The 18,871-nt window shown below is 59.8% G+C and carries 16 protein-coding genes and 1 pseudogene; 12 read left to right on the top strand and 5 right to left on the bottom strand.

Going from position 1 to position 18,871, the window contains the following annotated elements:
* Positions 1 to 3: 3 nt before the first annotated feature.
* Complete coding sequence (locus IVB26_RS39085) at positions 4 to 702, bottom strand: sigma-70 family RNA polymerase sigma factor (RefSeq protein WP_247973728.1); 699 nt, start codon at positions 700 to 702, stop codon at positions 4 to 6.
* A 762-nt stretch (positions 703 to 1,464) separates the two neighbouring features.
* Here IVB26_RS39085 and IVB26_RS39080 point away from each other — a divergent pair.
* From IVB26_RS39080 to IVB26_RS39055, 6 genes are all read left to right on the top strand, one after another.
* Positions 1,465 to 1,659: a hypothetical protein gene (locus tag IVB26_RS39080; protein ID WP_247973727.1), complete on the top strand. Its 195-nt coding sequence runs from the start codon at positions 1,465 to 1,467 to the stop codon at positions 1,657 to 1,659.
* A gap of 128 nt (positions 1,660 to 1,787) precedes the next feature.
* Positions 1,788 to 3,038, top strand: coding sequence for an HlyD family efflux transporter periplasmic adaptor subunit (locus IVB26_RS39075; protein ID WP_247973726.1), 1,251 nt, complete (start codon positions 1,788 to 1,790; stop codon positions 3,036 to 3,038).
* A gap of 3 nt (positions 3,039 to 3,041) precedes the next feature.
* Entirely contained in the window at positions 3,042 to 5,513 is a 2,472-nt protein-coding gene (locus IVB26_RS39070; RefSeq protein ID WP_247973725.1) for a peptidase domain-containing ABC transporter, read from the top strand.
* A gap of 447 nt (positions 5,514 to 5,960) precedes the next feature.
* Complete coding sequence (locus IVB26_RS39065) at positions 5,961 to 6,713, top strand: recombinase family protein (protein WP_247973724.1); 753 nt, start codon at positions 5,961 to 5,963, stop codon at positions 6,711 to 6,713.
* A 327-nt stretch (positions 6,714 to 7,040) separates the two neighbouring features.
* Positions 7,041 to 7,853 (top strand): Crp/Fnr family transcriptional regulator, encoded by an 813-nt coding sequence (locus IVB26_RS39060; RefSeq protein WP_247973723.1) that lies wholly within the window; start codon positions 7,041 to 7,043, stop codon positions 7,851 to 7,853.
* 585 nt (positions 7,854 to 8,438) lie between these two features.
* Positions 8,439 to 8,681 carry a hypothetical protein gene (locus IVB26_RS39055; RefSeq protein ID WP_247973722.1) on the top strand — a complete coding sequence of 81 codons (243 nt, stop codon included), beginning with the start codon at positions 8,439 to 8,441 and terminating at the stop codon, positions 8,679 to 8,681.
* Positions 8,682 to 8,859: 178 nt separating this feature from the next.
* Here IVB26_RS39055 and IVB26_RS39050 read toward each other — a convergent pair whose 3' ends face one another.
* The gene (locus IVB26_RS39050) at positions 8,860 to 9,333 is read right to left on the bottom strand and encodes a hypothetical protein (RefSeq protein WP_247973721.1); all 474 of its coding nucleotides are present in this window, start codon (positions 9,331 to 9,333) and stop codon (positions 8,860 to 8,862) included.
* An 817-nt stretch (positions 9,334 to 10,150) separates the two neighbouring features.
* Between IVB26_RS39050 and IVB26_RS39045 the strand changes: the two genes are divergently transcribed.
* On the top strand, positions 10,151 to 10,459 hold the full coding sequence (locus IVB26_RS39045; protein WP_247973902.1) for a hypothetical protein: 309 nt from the start codon (positions 10,151 to 10,153) through the stop codon (positions 10,457 to 10,459).
* Between the two features lie 760 nt (positions 10,460 to 11,219).
* Here IVB26_RS39045 and IVB26_RS39040 read toward each other — a convergent pair.
* Positions 11,220 to 11,585, bottom strand: coding sequence for a response regulator (locus IVB26_RS39040; protein ID WP_247973720.1), 366 nt, complete (start codon positions 11,583 to 11,585; stop codon positions 11,220 to 11,222).
* Positions 11,578 to 13,758, bottom strand: coding sequence for a PAS domain-containing sensor histidine kinase (locus IVB26_RS39035; RefSeq protein WP_247973719.1), 2,181 nt, complete (start codon positions 13,756 to 13,758; stop codon positions 11,578 to 11,580). Before IVB26_RS39035 ends, IVB26_RS39040 begins: the two co-directional genes overlap by 8 nt.
* Before the next feature lie 1,614 nt (positions 13,759 to 15,372).
* Between IVB26_RS39035 and IVB26_RS39030 the strand changes: the two genes are divergently transcribed.
* The 5 genes and pseudogenes from IVB26_RS39030 (at position 15,373) to IVB26_RS39010 (ending at position 18,304) form a co-directional block, all read left to right on the top strand.
* Positions 15,373 to 15,594, top strand: coding sequence for a hypothetical protein (locus tag IVB26_RS39030; RefSeq protein WP_247973718.1), 222 nt, complete (start codon positions 15,373 to 15,375; stop codon positions 15,592 to 15,594).
* A 24-nt stretch (positions 15,595 to 15,618) separates the two neighbouring features.
* Positions 15,619 to 15,987 (top strand): transposase, encoded by a 369-nt coding sequence (locus tag IVB26_RS39025; RefSeq protein WP_247973717.1) that lies wholly within the window; start codon positions 15,619 to 15,621, stop codon positions 15,985 to 15,987.
* Positions 15,988 to 16,024: 37 nt separating this feature from the next.
* Positions 16,025 to 16,372, top strand: a complete 348-nt coding sequence (gene tnpB, locus IVB26_RS39020; RefSeq protein WP_247973716.1) for an IS66 family insertion sequence element accessory protein TnpB — start codon at positions 16,025 to 16,027, stop codon at positions 16,370 to 16,372.
* A 73-nt stretch (positions 16,373 to 16,445) separates the two neighbouring features.
* Positions 16,446 to 18,012, top strand: a pseudogene (gene tnpC, locus IVB26_RS39015) (IS66 family transposase).
* 109 nt (positions 18,013 to 18,121) lie between these two features.
* On the top strand, positions 18,122 to 18,304 hold the full coding sequence (locus IVB26_RS39010) for a hypothetical protein (protein WP_404979109.1): 183 nt from the start codon (positions 18,122 to 18,124) through the stop codon (positions 18,302 to 18,304).
* Between the two features lie 217 nt (positions 18,305 to 18,521).
* Here the strand turns inward: IVB26_RS39010 and IVB26_RS39005 are convergent, their stop codons facing one another.
* The gene (locus tag IVB26_RS39005) at positions 18,522 to 18,866 is read right to left on the bottom strand and encodes a hypothetical protein (protein ID WP_247973715.1); all 345 of its coding nucleotides are present in this window, start codon (positions 18,864 to 18,866) and stop codon (positions 18,522 to 18,524) included.
* Positions 18,867 to 18,871 lie beyond the last annotated feature (5 nt).

Below are 18,871 nucleotides of genomic sequence, written 5' to 3'. Positions count from 1 at the left end.
GCCTTACTCAAGCTGCCGGCGCATGGCCACGAGCTCTCTCCGGATCCACGCCTTGACGGTTCCCACAGGAACCCGGAGGTATTCGGAAATCTCCTCGTGCGTGCGCCCATCGACGATCGCTAGAAGCAGGCTCGCGCGGCGCTGTGGCTCGAGTTGATCGAGCATGGTTCGCAGCGTCATGCTGTCTGGGATACACGACGAAGGGTTCGGAACGGTCTGTTCTCGAGCGCAGATGGCATTCAATGCATCGTCATCGAGAGCGAGTTCGCGCCGGGCGTTCTGCCGCATCTTGAGCGCCGTGTTGCGGACGATCGCGTAGATCCAGCCTCGGGCGGATCCACGTGCAGGATCGAAGTTCTTCGCATATCGGAGAATCTGCGCGAATGCATCGTGGATGACGTCCTCGGAGCGCGATCTGTCGTGCACGATACGGTGTGCCATCGCGCGCAACTGCTCTCTCTCCCGTGCGTAGATCTTGCCAACGGCCGACTGCGATCCGGAAGCGCACTCAAGCAGAGCTGTTTCATAATTAAGAGCCGTCTCGCGACTGAAATAACTGTCATGCCGCGCTGCGCCGGAGCGGGGCTTCGCCTTCGTTAAAGCGATGCATTGATGGGGCATGGTGGAAGTCACCCGCAAATGGCAGAAAACCTGACTGCTTTCACCCGCAGGGCCAAGGCTGCTGCATTTAATGCCCTGCATTAAAACTCATTTAAATGATCTACTTTTAAAAAAATACGAAATCGACTGTCGGCGAACTCAAGTCAGCAGCATCGACTTCGTTCCCGAAGTTTTCGAACTTTTTTTCCCGACCGCCAAACCGGCGACGCGATCGCCAGGGTGCAGGCGGGACCATAACGGGTCGTGCTTGCTTGCGAGGTGAGCCCTACATAACTCCTCGAGCCCACTTCGAAAATGGGAGGCGTCAACATGGTCCCTAAGTCCCGTTTAAAACTTCAGAGCACGCATCGGACCCTACTACCGTGCAACGCCATCGAGCGTCATTCGAAGTACCTTCAAGAAAATACGTCTCAATCCCCCACATTCCCGCCTCTATCCAACCTGCCCGCAATCAGCTGCGACGGCTCTGAGCCTTGTCATGCCCAACGGGCGCTGCGAGTTGCGCAGCTATCGTGATGAGGTCAGCCATCGCGACAAGCTAAGGCGCTTCTTGCGTCCCTGGAGTACCACGCGCTTTCCTTCGGAAGCCGCGATGTCGCATCGCAGCCGCGCAGAACATTCAGCAGATCAGAACGTCCGTTCACTGTGACGAAGCCGCCACTGATTCCCACTTTAGGGCGCGCCTTGCATACGACGTTACAAACATCACGATGCAACAAGCGTCAAACGTGCCACTCACAAAATTTCTGCGTGACCGTGCATCCAGATTGAGATCTAGCCACCTAGTGATGACGTGGCGACAGTTACTCAATGTTCCGCCACTTACATCGAAAGGAGACCAACATGCTAGAGATGACCAATCTTGCTCACCCTATCGAGCTGTCCGATGAGGAGCTCGACCTCGTGGCCGCCGGCACCAGCGGCTGTGGCTGCCATGATGGCGGATCACTGATCCGAACTGGCGACATCAATGTTCTCAGCGGAAATCAGGTTCAGGTTGGCTTGTTCTCCAAGCAGTCCCAAATCTTTGTTGGGTAGAGACAAGATGCGTCGGCGAACCGCTTCTCCATGGGGGAAGCGGTTCTCCGGTATCCATCCGCAGCCTCGCTGTGGCGGAAAGATGCTCCCCGCTACGCTACTGAATAAGAGCACATCAAGGTGCGCCCATGGATACTCGGCCAGCTCTATTTCGCAAGGAAGCTGTCGACTTTCTGCATCAGCGCCACAGCTGGGGTGAGGTCGTATTGCTGCAGCCGCTGTCGAGCACTCTCCTTAGCTGGAGCCTTGCAGCGCTCATTGTACTCATTTTGTGCTTTCTCTCTATCGCGCAATACGCCCGCAAGGAGACCGTCTTCGGGTATCTGACGCCGACCTCCGGCACGGCTAAGATTTTCGTACCACAACAGGGCTTCATCAAAGCGATACAAGTGAAGGAGGGGCAAGAGGTTGCGGAAGGTGACCCGCTCCTGACCGTAGTCACGTCCCAAATCACCGCCAATGGCGATGACGTCAATGCCACCGTACTTGCAGTGCTGACGCAGCAACGAAATGTGGTCGAGCGCCAGATCGCCGCGGAAGATCGCCGAACCGCCTCGGAACAGGATCGCCTCGCTTCCACGATCAGAGGGATAGAAGGAGAGATTGCTCAAATCGAGGACCAGCGAAACATCCAAAACGAGCGATTGAAGCTTTCGGAGAGTTTCGTAGCAACCGGCGCCAAGCTAACCGCGAGCGGTACATTGCCACCGATTGAGCTGAAGCGCCGCGAGCAGGCTGCACTTGAGCAGAAGCAGAGCGTGGTGTCGCTCGATCAGCAGATTACCGCGCGACGCACCCAATTGACAGACGCTCGGCATACACTCGAGCAACTCCCAACCGTCGCCGCAGAGAGGATCCGAGGACTGCGTAACGAACTCTCCTCGATCGAACAGCGCGTGGCCGAGGTGAACGGGCGGCAGGCTTACGTTATTAGGGCGCCAACGAGTGGGCGTGTGTCCACGCTGCAGGCGACTATTGGCCAGATCGCTGATCCAAGGCATATGCAGCTCGAAATCATTCCCCTTGATGCGCACTTGCAGGCGGAGCTGTTCTTTCCGACGCGCGCGTCTGGGTTTGTGCGCCCCGGCCAGCAGGTTAGGATACTTTATGATGCATTTCCTTATCAGAAGTTCGGCACCTACCGCGGCAGCGTGACAAACGTCTCTCAAACGATTCTGACCGGCAACGAAACGACCGGGCCCATCACCCTCAAGGAACCGGCTTACCGTGTGACTGCGGCTCTCGAGCGGTCCGACATCGACGCCTATGGCCGGAGGATGCCGCTTCAACCGGACATGATGCTGAGGGCTGACGTAATCCTTGAGCAGCGTTCCTTGATGAAATGGCTGCTTGATCCGGTGTTGAGCGCAAGGATGTAGCGCATGCAGGGACTATTGAATTTCAGCGGACGCAGATCCCTCCCGGTCATCCGGCAGACGGAGGCGACGGAATGCGGGCTCGCATGCCTCGCCATGGTGGCGTCTTATCATGGTCATCGAACTGACTTGAACAGCCTGCGGCGGCGGCATCCAGTGTCCCTAAAGGGCGTCACTCTTCGGGACCTCATGCAGATAGCAGCTCACCTGGGGCTGTCATGTCGCCCGCTGCGAATCGAGATCGGCCATCTCTGCCAATTGCGTGTCCCGGCTATTCTGCACTGGGACATGGCTCATTTCGTTGTACTGAAAGCGTACAGGAGGAAAGGGATCGTGGTGCACGATCCGGCAGCGGGCGAGAAATGGTTTCCTGTCACTGAAGCATCTAGGCACCTTACCGGGGTCGCGCTCGAACTCTCGCCTACTGAAACGTTCTGCCGCACAGATGAGAGAATGCGACTGCCGTTCTCGGTTTTCTGGAGCGGAATGAACGGAAGCAATTATGCTCTGGCCCAAATACTAGTTCTGTCAGTGGTCATCGAAATTCTTCTCCTCGCCGCCCCTTTCTATATGCAGCTCACGGTTGACGAGGTCATCGCCAGGGGAGATGTCGACCTCCTGGTCGTACTCGGGCTAGGATTCGCGCTCCTCCTCCTGATACGGATCGCCTCGACCGCAACCCGCTCCTTCATTATTCTCGTTCTGCAAAACACGTTGAGCTTTCAAATCGGCGCGCGGCTGTTTCATCATTTGGTGCGCTTGCCACTCTCATTCTTCGAAAAGCGGCACATCGGCGACATCCTGTCGCGCTTCAATTCGATCGAGCCCATCCGCAACGTGCTCGCGGAGGGATTGATCACGGGGTTGATCGACGGTCTCATGTCGGTGTTGATGCTGGTGTTGATGTTCACCTACAGTATCCAGCTCGGACTTGTCGTCCTGCTGGCGTTCGCGTTGTATGCCGCCCTGCGGCTCGCTCTCTTCGGGATGTTCCGACAACGGAGCGAAGTGGCCATTCACAGCAAGGCAGACGAGAACTCTACCTTCATCGAAACCGTGCGAGCGGTGCAAAGCCTAAAGTTGCTCAACCGAGAGAACGAACGGGAGGGCCAGTGGCTGAATCGCTATGCTGCGTATATTAACGCCAACGTGCGACTAGGCCGGGCTAGGATCAGCTTCAAAGCGATGAACGACACGATATTTGGCTTGGAGAATGTAATCACGATCTACCTCGCCGCTCGTCTCGCACTAGACAACCTCATCTCGGTTGGCATGATATTCGCGTTTGTCAGCTACAAGCTGCAGTTCGCTGAGCGGACAGCGCTGCTGATCGAGAAGCTGGTGGACGTCCGCATTCTCGGGCTGCACCTGGAGCGTCTCGCCGACATTGCGCTCACCCCGCTCGAGCGGGGGCACGACGGAGACCTGTCGTATCTCCGACCGATTCGTGGCGAGATCGAGCTGCGCAACGTCTGCTTCCGGTATGCAGAAGGAGAGTCTCTGACACTTAACAACGTCAATCTGTGCGTTGCTCCCGGACAATTCGTGACGATCATGGGACCATCGGGCTGCGGCAAGTCAACTCTTGTCAAGATTATGCTTGGGCTGCTCGAGCCAACGAGCGGAGAGGTTCTAATCGACGGCCTTCCGTTGGGCCAGATCGGGCCGCGCGCTTATCGCGAGCAAATTGGCGCGGTGATGCAGGAGGATCAATTGCTGTCGGGGTCGATTGCCGACAATATCTGCTTTTTTGATACAACATTCGATCTGCAAGGGATGATCGATTGCGCGCGGATTGCCGGCATCCACGACGACATCATGGCAATGCCAATGAGCTACAACAGCCTCATCGGCGACATGGGAAGCTCGTTATCCAGCGGGCAGAAACAGCGAGTACTGCTTGCCCGCGCGCTCTATCGCCGACCAAAGATCCTGTTTCTGGACGAGGGCACGGCACATCTCGACACCGAGAAGGAGAAAGAAATCAATGCGAATCTCCGGCAACTAAACATGACGCGCGTGAGCGTAGCGCACCGACCCGAAATTACTCAGGGAGCAGATATGATCGTTCATCTTGCCTCTGCGAGCGGGCCGTCGCAGGTCGGAATTCCAAGCCGCAGCGCAGCCCCGGCACCTGCTGGCGATGCTGGCTCCGCCGGGCTTGCCGTAGAGGGTACAAGATCGGGCGATGCCGCATCGGCCGTGGACGACCAAGCTGACCGCTCGAATCACGGCCGCACGAGCGATTACTCGGATCGTGCCGGAAAGGACAACGACTCGAATGATGGCAAGCGCGACCAGTCCAAGCACGATGGCGACTTCAAGAGCGCCAAGAACGACGGTTGCCAGCCGTCCCGGGACGACGACCCGCCAAAGAAGGACAATTGCCGCCCCAAGCCGTGCGGCGACCGCGGGAACGGCGGCAACGATCGCAACCCCGGTGAAGCACTAGCCAAGATCGACTTCTCGCAATGGTGATCCCGGCTCGCCTGATCCCGTGGCATCCCCTTCATCCAACACACCAAGTTCAGCGAGGCACCGATTGAGGACGTGAGGGAGAAGATCGGGGCATGCTTTGGCGCGCCGATATCCAGCAGCGACGTGAGGCATATGGCCAAACAGACAAATGCGCGAGGCATTGGCATTACGATCTGTCTGTCCAGAGTGAACCCGCTGCGTTCCAGCCCGCGATGGAGCGATCGCTTGCCGACCGGCTCGCACGACCCTTTGGATATCGTTTAGCTGATGCGTCCTATACCGCGCCTTCGACCGCAATACCTACCATCTGTAGCTTGTCACCGTAGCAGCTAAGGCTGCTCTTCGATGAGCCGAGAAATTCAGTGGGGTAGCTCCTGCGGTTTGGAGGAGCCCCGTTCCGCCGACGTCGCTACGGAGTCCCCTCACCCCCACCTTGAACACCAACGCTTGCGGCCGGAGCCATCGGGGAGGCGCAGGAATTTCTCAAGAAATCTGTACACGGATGGGGGTAAGACGATGGCGCGTCACGTAAAATCGGTTGAAGCTGTTGCCTATCTCCGAACCTCATCGGCCGCCAACGTCGGGACCGACAAGGACAGTGACCGGCGACAGCGCACCGCGATCGAGAGCTTTGCGAGGGCGAACGGTTATGAGCTGGTCGGCGAGTTCTACGACGCTGCAATGAGTGGTGCAAATCCGATCGCCGAGCGGCCTGGCTTTGCGGCGATGCTAAACCGGATCGCAGGTAACGGCGTCAGAACAATCCTCGTCGAAAGTCCCGATCGCTTCGCACGTGACCTTGCAGTTCAGCTCGCCGGCCACGATCACCTGCGCAATCTCGGTGTGACGCTCATCCCGACCAGCTCGCCTGACTTTTTTGTCGAGGACACCCCGACCGCGGTCTTGGTCCGCCAGGTCCTTGGTGCCATCGCCCAATTCGAGAAGGCAACTACTGTAGCGAAGCTACGAGCGGCGCGTCAGCGCAAGCGTGAGGCCGTTGGAAAAGCCGGGGGTCGCAAACGCTGGGCAGAGCTCAATCCGGAGCTGGTGGCCACAGCGAAGCGTCTGCGCCGGCGATCACCAAAGGGGCACCAGCGCTCTTTACGCGACGTCGCGCACGAGCTCGCTGAGTTGGGCTTTACCAATGAGCGCGGAGTGAAGTTCTCGGCCTCGTCGATTGCTTCCATGCTTTCCAATTAGGACGGGTCCCACGCTCGCTCGTGCCTGACTCCGCTCAACATTCAACAGCGGCAGAAAAGCGAGATCGCTTGAAGTCCGAGCTGGGCCCAAAAGCAGACCCCCGCGCTGCCGCAACTCTCGCTGCGCGTTCACTTCGCGCGGACCGCGCTGAGTGGCACATCGTGAATAGTATGATGTATGCAAGAGCTCCCCGCAAGTATCCGAGCTTGATCTCGATTGATCGCTCTGTTTTGATACTTTCGTTCGGCAATTCGTATTTCGGATGACCATCGTGGGTGAAATGAGCGGATACCTTCGTTCGTTGAGTGCTCGTTCAGAGAAGGCATCGTGACCGCCCACCGCGCTGGCCTCGGGAATCGGCTATTGGCGGCGTTGCCGCCTGCGGATCTCGGCTTGCTCACCCCCTACTTCAAGAAGGTCTCGTTCGAACCCGACGCCGTCCTTGTCCGGTCGGGCGATGAGCTCGATCCCGTTTATTTTCCCCATAGCGGCGCGATCGCCTTCATGCTCGATATGCCGGACGGGCAATCGGTCGCAACCACCTTGATGGGACGGGAGGGCGCCTTGGCCTCGTTCTCCGTGCTGGGCCCCTCGCTTTCCTCCGTGACCGCGATTGCTCGCATAGCGGGCACAGCGTCGCTGATTTCCGCCGCCAAATTTAGAGCGGCCTATGCGCAAAGCGCAGCCATCAGGAACGTCGTGCAGATCCACGCCCGCGCGGTGTTATTGCAGCTCCAGCACGTAGCCGCTTGCAACGCGCTGCACCGGGTTGACGGCCGCTTGGCGCGGTGGCTCCTGCAGCTTCACGACCGCGTACCCAATGACCTACTTCCGGTGACGCATGAGGCGCTTGCGCAGTTGGTTGGGGTGCGGCGGACGACAGTGACTCTGACGATGAGCAAGCTACGCGAGGTCGGCGCCGTCCCGTCCGACCGGCGCGGGTTTATCGAAATCGATCGGGCACGGCTGGAGAGGGTCGCGTGCGATTGTTATGGGCTCATGCAGTTCAATATCGATCGGACTTATTGCCAGGAATTGGCGGCGCCGCAGCCGCATCCGCCGTTCCGGCAAAGGGCCGTCGTCGCCTCCAACCGCGCGAGTGGTGGATCCAGGGTTTCGCTGGCGGAAAAGGAAAAATAGAGAGCGGTCCAATTCACTCGCGACGTGATCTCGCGAACGTCACCCGGCCGGAGGTTCAGGGCCTCTGCCTCCTGATCGCTCAATTCGCTATCGAGCTTGGTCGCGAGGAGCCGCCACCGCCCAGAGCTTATGCTCGCGATTATCGGTCATGACCCGAACCAGGTGGATTTCCGACGCATTTGCCATAGCGCATTTTGCGCACGACTTGCTTATGTTCCAAACCGTAAGCCGCCTCTGTTGACGGCATCCACGTCATGGGGAGCTATCTGGCAAAGAACGACTCTCCAGCTTAGAGGATTAAGATTTCGGTCTGTGGCGCGATACCTGGATCACTCCAACCTCCAGCTTCGCGACATCCACCCGGCGTCGGACGATGGGCCGTCCCCGCGTTAGGGGATGGGTCGGTTCTCGCCGAGGCCGCCGCGGGCCTCCGCGCTCTCTGGGTGATCGACGCTCCTTAGCTTTTCCACTCCCACGACCCGCAGTGGCTCACGCTCGTTCCGAGCTGCTAGGAATCGACAAATTTGGCGCAAGTTTTGCCGAGTGGCTTCGGGAACGTTCGGTGGCGGCGTTGCTTGGAAAGCAATGACGAGCACGACCGTAGTTCTCATTCCCGGCATGCAGAAAGCGCTTCGCCTGGTGCGCGTCTACGGCTTTATAGTCGAGCGCAGAGACGGTCTGTATTACCCCGGCAGCAACCAGCCGGCATGCTCGAAGGCTTTGGCAGAGAAGATGGTTGAAGGCGGCTGGCTGGTGAAACACGAAGAGCGTTATCAGGCTACAGAGAAGGGTTGGCATGCAGGAGAAGCCGGTTCGGATGTGGGGTAAGATAGGTGAATCCAAGGTCGCGCGGGAATGACGGCTTCGGGTCAAAATGCGAAGAACTCAACCTGAGCAAATCTAGTCCGCCATGCCTCACTGAGCGGACCTCAATAAGGTGCGCCACGACTTCGCTGATGGGCCATAACCTGACCTTCCACGTGGCCCGCCGCGACCACAAGCACCTTCATTGCGCCAGCTCGTCGAGTAAGGACTTGGCCTGCTTCAAATCCAACGTGTCGAAGCCCTCGGTGAACCAGCCGTAGATAGGCGCGAGGAGATCGCGGGATTCTCTGCGCTTGCCACGGTCGCGCCAGATCCGGGCCAAGCTGGTGGCAGCGCGCAGCTCCAGGCATTTGGCGCTCTGGCAACCCGCCACGTCTAGCGCACGCTGAAACCACCCTTCTGCTTCGGTCCCGTCGCCGCTCCGCCTGGCAAGCGTCAGCTCCCCAGTTAACCGGCAGATTTCCGCCTCCCATCGCCGCTCGCCGGTTTCCTCGACAACGCGCGCAGCCTCGACCAGCGCGGTTAATCCTTGCTCGATTTCTCCGGCCCACGCCGATGCTTCGGCCAGCGACGCGAGATAATAGGGCCGACGGATGCGCACGCCCGTCGGCTCGACGGCCGCGAGACCGCCGCGAATCTCCGCGATCCCTTCCACCGCCTGCCCGCGTGCCGCGATCGCCCACCCCCGCAAGATGCTCCCAGCCGCCGCCAGGTGCGGTGCGATGCCATACTCGGCGCACACCGCGACGAGGCAAGCCGCTCGCTCAGGGGTTCGGACCCCGATCCATCGTTGCTGATACGCGAGGTTCTCTCCAATTGCGATAGAGAAAGGCACCAGTTCGCGGGCAATGGATGTGAGCTGGTGCTCCGCGCCCGGAGAAACATAGCAACGAACTCAATAGTTCCGGCGTCGAGCTTCGTTCACTCCCTCAGAGGCAGCTCAATGCGCTGGAGGTCGGTGTGGGTCAAAATGCGAAGAACTCAGCCTTAGCAAATCTTGTCCGCCATGTCTCAATAAGCGGACCTCGTGGAGTGATGCTGCCACTTCGCCAAATGGCCAAGAGGTAACATCCGAAACCCGTCAACTATGGCGGTCTCACTGCCTCTGGATGATATTGGGCGGGAAGGTTGGCTGCGGTGGGGACGCTTCTCCGACCTGCGCAAGGTAGGCCTTGTCGTAATACTCCAAGGCGAGGATATGCATGGCCTTCGATTTTTCTGGGTCGGGTCTGCCAACGCCATCCGGGACGCAATTTCAGCTTGCTTCAAATAGTACTCAGCGGTTGGCACGATGGTTCCCCCAACGACGTCCCTCAACGCATGAAATTGCAACTTGTTCCCGGGATAGATTCAGCCAAGACCTACCGTGTTCCGCTCAGGCGGGCGTCCTCTTGCCATTTTTTCCCGAAGCCGGTTACGACCTCTTAGTCGATTTTGCGTTAGCAACGACAAAACACTTCGGGGCGCCGACAATGGCAAAAGAACCGGACCAAGGCGGACAACGTGTTACCTTCGAGCACCCCCTCCCTGCGCACATGATGGCCATTGACGGCACTTGGCGCCGCTCATGCATCATCAAGGATGTGTCAGAAGCAAGCGCAACACTTCAAGTTGAGGCTTCGATCGAGGGGCTGGCACTCGCAGAGTTTTTTTTGCTGCTTTCCTCGACCGGTCTTGCTTATCGCCGATGTCAGCTCGACCGAGTCAATGGCGAGGAGATTTCGGTGAACTTTCTGCGCCAGAAGCCGAAAGGCAAAAAATCGCCCGGCTTGCCCTCTTAAAAAATCGGTTCCTTGGTGGACCTTTGCGTTATTTGTAACGTCCAGCCGAGTTGCGGCAGAACGGACAGCAGATGGGGTTGCCGAGTGGAGCTTCCAACCGTGCCGTCCCCATCGGCGTCGCGCTTTTCGGACCCGTCTGGCGGCCGGGTGCGGCTGGTGCATGCCGCGCTATAGGCAAGCGACACTTTGAACCACACCCAGCTATCGAACCACCAAATAACACCGGATCATTGCACATAGAGATCGTTTTCAATGTCGAAACCGGCGAAGCCGCGCATCGCACATCCAGTCGCATTGGCGGTGTTTCTGACTTTCATCTTGTCGCTGGCCCTCCTGGTGATCCTCCTCCCCATTTATGCGACCCCTTAGGACCTGGAGACCCTCCCGTCTGACCGATAACTTGAACGAGTCCTCGGGAAGCCACGACAAAGGACTCTCCGAAAGGTTCACCAACAGGGAATGAAGACGGGATGGCCGGAGCTGCGCTCATTTTGGCTATGCACGCAAGTATTAGCGTGCGATCCAGCTCGAAAAGCTTGCGGCCAGTGAATCCGACTCGGCCTCAAATCCCAGTTGCTCGAGCAGGCGGCCTCATACCGAAAGCTTGCCGCCAAGCGGGCCAGGGAATATGGCCTGCCGCCTCCGAGTCCTCCAGAGAAAGCGAGCCTTGTCGGCTAGAGCATCCTTCCGCCGGTCGCACGCGACTAGCCTATCATGCTGCGCCCAGCAGTGGCAGCGCCAGTGGGGTGAATGCCCATGACTAGAGACTGGGAAAAAGCGTCCGCAATTTCTCGCTCAATTGATCTACGGAGAACGGCTTCGCAATCGTGGGCGCATTTCTGAACTCCTCCTCAAGCGGAGGTCCGCCATAGCCCGTGCTGAAGAGGAAGGGAATCCTCCGGTCGCGTAAGATCCGAGCCACCGGAAAAACAAAGTCGCCCGCAAGGTTCACATCAAGCAGCGCCAAATCGAACGATTCCGTGGTCGCGAGCTCGCAGGCTTTTTTCACTTGGGCAGCCGAGGCCACCACCTTCAATCCCAATTCTTCGAGCATGTCTTCGAGCATGAGGGCGACCAGCCCTTCATCCTCGACGAGGAGAACCCTGGCGCCAGACACCTCAGCCATTGGACGCCGGAACCTTGATGGGAAACACCATGCGGCAGCGGGTCCCCTCCGGCTCGAACACCAGATCGAACTCCCCGGCAAGATCATGCTCTACGCAACGCTCCATCAATCGGGTGCCGAATCCGCGCCGCTTGGGCGGCGTGACCGGTGGTCCCCCACGTTCGCGCCATTCGCATTCCAGCACGCTTTGCGGCCGCTCACCGGCGCCGAACCGCCAGGTGAGCGACACCGATCCCTCTGGCACTGAGAGTGCGCCATATTTCGCGGCATTGGTCAGAAGCTCATTGAGGACCATGGTGATGCTTAGCGCCGTGCGCGCGTCCAGATCGACGTGTGGCCCCGCTGTCACCATCCCTCCGCCCGAAACAGCGGCGACGATGTCGTGCACCAGCTTTTCGAACGGAGCATCCTGCCAGTTTCGCTTGGTGAGCAGGTCATGCGCACGGGCGAGCGCAAGGAGTCGTCCCGTAAACGTCGGCAGAAACTCGTCAAGGTCTGCGGCATGACGAGCAGTCTGGCTCGCGAGGGACTGCACCGTGGCCAAGGTGTTTTTCACCCGATGGTTTAGCTCGTCGATGAGCACCTTTTGGGCGTTCTCAGCCCGCTTGCGCTCGCTGATGTCGACCAGCATGTTGATAGCGCCGACCAGGTTTCCGGCCGCGTCGCGCAGCGGCGTCGGATAGGGAATGAACGGCACGCGCCCGCCATCCGGGCGCTCGGCCACCGCTTCGGCACCACGAACCGGTCGGTTTTCGCGCAGCGCGACGGCCATTGGGCATTCGTTGTGCGGCAGCGGTGAGCCATCAGGCCAATAGAGTTTCCAGGTTACGCACCACTCGTCGCCGGGCTGCGGCGTTCTCCCGGCCATCTCGATCGCGGCCCGATTGAAGAAATTGATTCGGCCCTCTGCGTCGGTCGTATAGATGGCTGCGGGCAGCGCCTCGAGGAGATCGCGCATGCGCTGCTCCCCTCCGCGCAAGCGATCCTCCAGCTGTTTAGTGGCGGTGACATCCTGGGCGACACGCACGCCGTAAAGGAAGCGACCTTCCGAATCCCGCACCGACGAACTGAAAATATCGAGATGTCGTACGGCCCCGTCCGGCCTTAATGCGCGCTTGCGCGTGGTGTAGTTCGCGATGTCGCCGCGCACCTGCTGCGCATACAACTCGGCATCCTCTGTCCGGTCGTCGGGATCGGTGTAGTCGAAGAAAGTCATTCCGAGCAGTTCGTCGCGTGAGCGTCCGGTGATGCGGCAGAGAGAATCGTTCACCCGCAAGAATCGCCCGCTCTCGTCGACCTCGGAGAGGCCGACGCTGGCGGCCTCATAGGTTGCCGCCAGTCGGGCTTCACTGGCTTTCCTTGCCTCTTCGGCAGCATGCAATTTCGTCACGTCGATGGTGAAACAGCGCGTATTGACGAACTTATCTTTCACAAAGCGGCTGTTGGACGTAATCAGCACATGCTTCACGGAGCCATCACGCGCTCGCAGCCGGGCAGGATAGCGGTCGAGTGGCTCGCCGCACGAAAGCCGCTGAATGATATCGCCGATGACCCGAGCGTCGGCATGAAACTCCGCAACGTGACGGCCGATGTACTCCTCAGGCCTGTACCCGAGAATATCAAGTTCAGCTTTGTTGGCGCGGAGGATAATGCCCGCGCTGCTGACAATATGCAGGCCGACGGCGCCGTTGTCGAAGAAGTCCTCCAGATCCTGTGTCGTCCGACGAGCTTCCTCCTCGATCTGCTTGCGTCCCGTGATGTCCTGGAAACAATTGATAGCGCCTTGAATGCGGCCGGAGTAGTCGCGCAACGCACGGATGTTCACCAAGGCCGTAAAGCGGGACCCATCCGGCCGTGCCATGATGACTTCGGCATTGCGCGTAGGCGTCCCGAGAAGTACCGCTGTGGCCACCGGGCAGTCGCTATGGGCGAGCGGCGTTCCATCCAGCAGATACAGCTGATGCGAACCACAGAAGCGCTCTTTCGTGGAAGCGTCTGGTATTCGTCCCCACAATTCCACGGCCTCGCTGTTGTAAGCAACGAGCCATCCTTCGGCGTCACAGAGGTACACCGCCCCAGGAATGGCATCGAGGGCGGCGTGTCCAGCCGCGACCAACGCTTCGAACTCCGTCGGGCGACGAGCAGCGAGCGGAAAGTCTTCGACATTCGACATAAAGGTGCTCTCGGTGGGAGAGGAGGACGGCCCAGTACCAGCCAGCCTGTTCAAAAAGGGACATTGGGCAAAGCCCCCCGTGGCCCGAACCCTCCCTAACGTCCTGCGCGGCGAGTGGTTCCGTGGGTTCCTCTACGCACTTCGTCGACGCTGGAACCGCCCTGTGAATCCGCCGCCTAATTCAGTGGTTGCAGGCCGGAGGGAAGGCAGCCACTCGCTTCGATGCGACCCAAGCCTTCCGCAGTAGGTGCTCGCGCTTGCCAGCGCGAAGTTGGGCGGCCTGTCCAGCCAATCGTTTCAAGGGAGTGAGTTTGCTTCACTCTGCGGCGCCAGGAGTCCTGCCCGATGCCGGAGCCAGCCTGAGCACTTAGCGACCGTTCCGCTTCCTTGATCTGCCGCAGAGCCACGCGTTTTGCCGCCACGATACGATGGTCTAGGTTTTGGCGCGCTTTGGCCGACACCGTAGAGGCGCAGATGGCGACCAGCGCGGCCCAAGACAGCTGGGACGTGATCTCCTCCCTTTCGGCGTACAGGCGGCAGACCCGCATGGCTTCCGATGCTCCCGCCGCGTCGATGTCGAATTGAGCCCCGGACCGGTTCGCCGAACCTCCGGTTGTTCGGGGTCTGCACCCTGACCCGCAGCCCGTGGTTTGATTGGCAGTACCCGCAAGGCAGTTCGGCCGGCCTTCAGCCTAGGCCGATCGTCAAGGCCTCCGGCTTTTCACCTAAGGACTAAGCGGATGCACACAACCGAGAACCGGCCAATCTTGGCTTGCCGGAGTGCTGTGCCCGACCAGGTTTTGGTGGATGAAGCTCGCAAAGCGTTCGCCGGCGAAATTATAGCTGGGCGAGATTTGCTCGTACTCTACCCGTGCTCGTGCGGGTCAGAACGCGAAGAACAACTCAACGTGAGCAAAGGAGTCCCCCTACCTCACTGAGCAGACATCCCCGATGCAGGTCGCTACTTCGCAAACGGGCCAGATGCGCACATTAAATGAATGAGAGAGGTCGCCAAACTAGGCAGCCCACTCCTGTAACGCGAGCAAGATTCGGTCTCGGTGCTGGAAGTGCTGGACCTGAGTGGCAAACAGATTTTTCGACCTCGGTTACATCCGCTCCTGAGAAACTTTCCCTGCACATTGCCTTTGGACGTGATGGGCGAGGTAGAACGCGAAAGGATCTCCAAGGATTAGTATCGGCTGCTGCGAACGCGAGCAACGTCCAGACACAACGGATCATAGCTACCCTTGACGAGCATCTCCTTGTGCTCGATCGAGCGGGCGGCATCCAGACCGGAATCGAGATTGTTTTGGAAAGTCCAGAGCGACGCAGGACGAAGCTGTAAGCCGCAGCTTATTGGCGCATGATGCTCTCCTTTCAGTACCCTGTATAGTGGCAGAAGCAGCGTGAATTTTACCGTCCGTATTCCGTTTCCGCGCCAAAACGGAATCATTGTCATCTTCCGCGTCATCTCCCGTTTGACCTGCAACCTGCAGACGGTGTGGCCAATGTGCAACGAGCGTTTAGCCTCACCACGGCTATGTCGGCAACCGAACAATCCGGCTCACGAGGTACGCGGTACGATCCGAGCGGCCAAATACTGAGGGCCTGCGGATGAACTTTTCAAGCTCGAAAGATCAGACCTTATTGTCTCTCTGGGAAAGTGTGCGGCGGCAAGTGTTGGCTGATCGCGCGAATGGCGGCCGCTCCCGCGTTGTTGGTGACAATCTTCGTAACTATGCTGAGTTGCTCCGTTCGGAAATGGATCGGCGGGAGCTCAAGTATACCTCCATCAATTCAACGTATCCGTCCGGTGAAGGCCGCCTTGCCGAATGAGGCGTGTTGTTGAGAACTGTCCTTATGGACAGTGATAGGCGCAGTGCCCAAGTCGAACGGCTTGAGGTGGTGGACACGGGCCGGCGACGGCGCTGGTCCGAGGACGAGAAGCTCAAGATCGTCCTGGAGAGCTTACAGGCGCCGCGCCAAGTCGCGGCAACGGCGCGGCGGTATGGCGTTTCGCGCTCATTACTGTTGCGATGGCGACGCTCGTTCGGCCGGAGCCGAAGGACGCCGCCGATCAACCTGGCTTCGTACCGGCGATGGTGGTCGCGGAGTCAGGGCCGACGCCTTGTCCAGTCGCGCCGGCCAGCAGCGGCGGAGCGATCGAGATCGAGTTTGCGACCGGAGCTCGGATGCGGATCACGGGTCCGGTCGACGCGGCGACGCTGAAGGCCGCCGTGGCGGCGCTGGCAGATGGGCGCCTACGGTGATCCCCATTGCGTCGGGCGTGCGGGTGTGGATTGCGACCGGCCACACCGATATGCGTCGCGGCATGAACTCGCTGGGCTTGCTGGTGCAGGAAGCCTTCAAGCGAGACCCGCACGGTGGCGACCTCTATGTGTTCCGTGGCAAAAGCGGCAAGCTGATCAAGATCCTGTGGCACGATGGGCTCGGCATGTCGCTCTACGCCAAGCGGCTGGAGCGGGGCCACTTCCTGTGGCCGTCGTCGGCTGATGGCGTAGTGACGATCACACCAGCCCAGCTTGGCTACCTGCTTGAGGGCATCGACTGGCGGATGCCGCAACACACCTGGCGACCGCAGGCGGCCGGCTGATCGCTGGGATTTGAATCGGTAGCGGGATCGGCGGTTCGGACAGAGACCGCGTCTTGTGATTCTCTGGTCGGCGATGGGCACGGATGATTCTATTCCCGACGATGTGACCACGCTGCAGGCGATGCTGCGCGCCGAGCGAGCGGCCCGGTTGGCCGCGGAAGCCGAGGCCCAGGCGGGGAGCTTGCTGATCGAGAAGCTCAAGCTCACGATCAAGAAGCTGCGGCACGAGCAGTTCGGACAGTCCTCCGAGCGCGGCGCATTGCTGGACCAGCTCGAGCTGCAGCTGGCTGACCTGGAGGAGAACGCGGCGCAAGCTGAGACCGCAGCGCAGATGGCAGCCGAGAAGATTGCGGTGCCATCGTTCGAGCGTCGCAAGCCAGCCCGCCGGCCGCTGCCGGAGCATTTGCCGCGGGAGCGTATTGTTTATCCGGTGCCTGCCATCTGCCCATGCTGCGGCGACAGCCGATTGCGCAAGATTGGCGAGGACGTGACCGAGACGCTGGAGCTCGTTCCGCGCCAATGGAAGGTGATCCAGCACGTGCGCGAGAAGCTCGTCTGCCGGGCCTGCGAAGCGATCACTCAGCCGCCGGCTCCCTCGCATTCGATTGCGCGCGGGCGTGCAGGGCCCAAGCTGCTGGCCCATGTCCTGTTCGCCAAGTACGGCCTGCACCTGCCGCTTCATCGTCAGAGCGACGTCTACCAGCGTGAAGGCATTAATCTCGACGTATCGACGCTCGCGGACTGGGTAGGTGCCTCCGCGGCAACCCTGATGCCTTTGGTCGATGTGATCCGGAACCACGTCTTCGCAGCCCATCCACGCCGATGACACCACGGTGCCAGTCCTGGCCAAGGGCAAGACCCGGACCGGCCGGCTCTGGACCTACGTCCGCGACGACCGTCCGTTTGCTGGCCCAGATCCGCCGGCGGCCGCGTTCTTCTACTCGCCCGACCGTGGCGGCGCGCATCCGGAGCAGCATCTGGCGGGCTATGCCGGACTGATGCAGGCCGACGCCTACGCCGGCTTTGGCAGGCTCTACGAGGCCAATCGTAAGGGCGGCCCCATTATCGAGGCTGCGTGCTGGGCGCACGGCAGGCGCAAGTTCTTTGATCTCGCGCGGCTCAGCAAGGCGCCGATCGCGACCGAGGCAGTCAAGCGCATCGATGTCCTGTTCGCCATCGAGCGCGAGATCAACGGTCTTACTGCGCAGGAGCGTTTGCGTGTGCGCCAGGAGCGTAGCCGCTCCCTGATCGCCGAGCTGGAGGCGTGGTTACGCGAGCAGCGCGCCAAGCTCTCCAGGAACAACGACACGACCAAAGCGATCAATTATTGCCTCAGCCGCTGGGATGCATTTAGCCGCTTCCTTCATGACGGACGGCTTTGCATGTCGAACAATGCTGCCGAGCGTGAGCTACGGGCGGTCGCCGTGGGGCGAAAAAATTGGACCTTCGCCGGGTCCGACGAGCGCGGCCGGCGTGCGGCTGCCATCTACAGCCTCATCGCCACCGCCAAGCTCAATGACATCGATCCACAGGCTTGGCTCGCCGACGTGCTGGCGCGCCTGCCGGATCATCCTGCCAAGCGCATTGACGAACTGCTGCCTTGGAATTGGCAGCCTCAAAGCATAGCTCACGCTGCCTAAGCGCGATCAGCCTTCCCCCAGAAAGCGGCCTAGCTAGGGGCCTTCACCGGATGCGTACAATTCAACTGAATGAACAGAGGATGCTGCCGGAGGCAATCTGATGAGAGACATGCACGAGCAGTTGGAGAAGCTCCGCAACGATGCCGCCGATTGCAAATCGATCAGCGATCTAGCCACCGACCTGCGAAAACGAGAGTTGTTCGCGAGGCTTGCCGATCATCTGGGCGTGTTGGCTAGAGAGGTAGAGCGCGCCATTGGTACGACAGTGTCTAGCACCCAACCGGAGCGATAAAGGTGCGCTGGCATCCATGATCGAGGATGCGATGGGTGGAAAAGGGCACATCTGACCGGGGGCCTACTGGCATCAGGTAATCTCGCTCGCATCGCAACTATTCCTGTATGCGGCGCCGAGCGGTCTCCCTTGCGGCGCTCCGCGCGACGGGGCACGATGTTATCGCCTACATCGAGGTGTTGAAGGACGAACGCGCTGCAGTACAATCCATCCCGCGTCAGGCATACGGCAGCACCTCCTGCAGCAAGCGATCCGCGGCGGATAGCTGATCAAGCCGAAGCACGAGCAGCTCGTTCAGCCGCGACAGCCGATGTTGAAATTCCTCACGTATCGATCCGCCATCCACATCTTCAAGCAGACCAGTGAGAGCTCTAAGGCATTCGATAACGACCTTGACATTCCGTCGCAGCAACTCGCAGTCCGTTCTGATCTGGACGATCAGGTATCGCTCTGGACTAAATGGCAGCGGGATGATGTTGGCAGCCGCCGGCTCGGACGCTCCATCACAGATTGTCGCTGCGACCACTCCAGCGTGACCCGCTGATGTTGAGGTACTTGTCATGCGGA

This window comes from Bradyrhizobium sp. 195, from assembly GCF_023101665.1.
Lineage (GTDB): Bacteria > Pseudomonadota > Alphaproteobacteria > Rhizobiales > Xanthobacteraceae > Bradyrhizobium.
This window is presented reverse-complemented; position numbering and strand designations above follow the sequence as displayed.

Bases quoted from the DNA above. Each gene is read 5' to 3' on its own strand.
- IVB26_RS39030 (WP_247973718.1), top strand. From the start codon at position 15,373: ATGAACTTTTCAAGCTCGAAAGATCAGACCTTATTGTCTCTCTGGGAA.
- IVB26_RS39070 (WP_247973725.1), top strand. From the start codon at position 3,042: ATGCAGGGACTATTGAATTTCAGCGGACGCAGATCCCTCCCGGTCATC.
- IVB26_RS39035 (WP_247973719.1), bottom strand. From the start codon at position 13,758: ATGTCGAATGTCGAAGACTTTCCGCTCGCTGCTCGTCGCCCGACGGAG.
- IVB26_RS39075 (WP_247973726.1), top strand. From the start codon at position 1,788: ATGGATACTCGGCCAGCTCTATTTCGCAAGGAAGCTGTCGACTTTCTG.
- IVB26_RS39055 (WP_247973722.1), top strand. From the start codon at position 8,439: ATGACGAGCACGACCGTAGTTCTCATTCCCGGCATGCAGAAAGCGCTT.
- IVB26_RS39010 (WP_404979109.1), top strand. From the start codon at position 18,122: ATGCACGAGCAGTTGGAGAAGCTCCGCAACGATGCCGCCGATTGCAAA.
- IVB26_RS39005 (WP_247973715.1), bottom strand. From the start codon at position 18,866: ATGACAAGTACCTCAACATCAGCGGGTCACGCTGGAGTGGTCGCAGCG.
- IVB26_RS39045 (WP_247973902.1), top strand. From the start codon at position 10,151: ATGGCAAAAGAACCGGACCAAGGCGGACAACGTGTTACCTTCGAGCAC.
- IVB26_RS39080 (WP_247973727.1), top strand. From the start codon at position 1,465: ATGCTAGAGATGACCAATCTTGCTCACCCTATCGAGCTGTCCGATGAG.
- IVB26_RS39025 (WP_247973717.1), top strand. From the start codon at position 15,619: ATGGACAGTGATAGGCGCAGTGCCCAAGTCGAACGGCTTGAGGTGGTG.
- IVB26_RS39040 (WP_247973720.1), bottom strand. From the start codon at position 11,585: ATGGCTGAGGTGTCTGGCGCCAGGGTTCTCCTCGTCGAGGATGAAGGG.
- IVB26_RS39085 (WP_247973728.1), bottom strand. From the start codon at position 702: ATGCAGGGCATTAAATGCAGCAGCCTTGGCCCTGCGGGTGAAAGCAGT.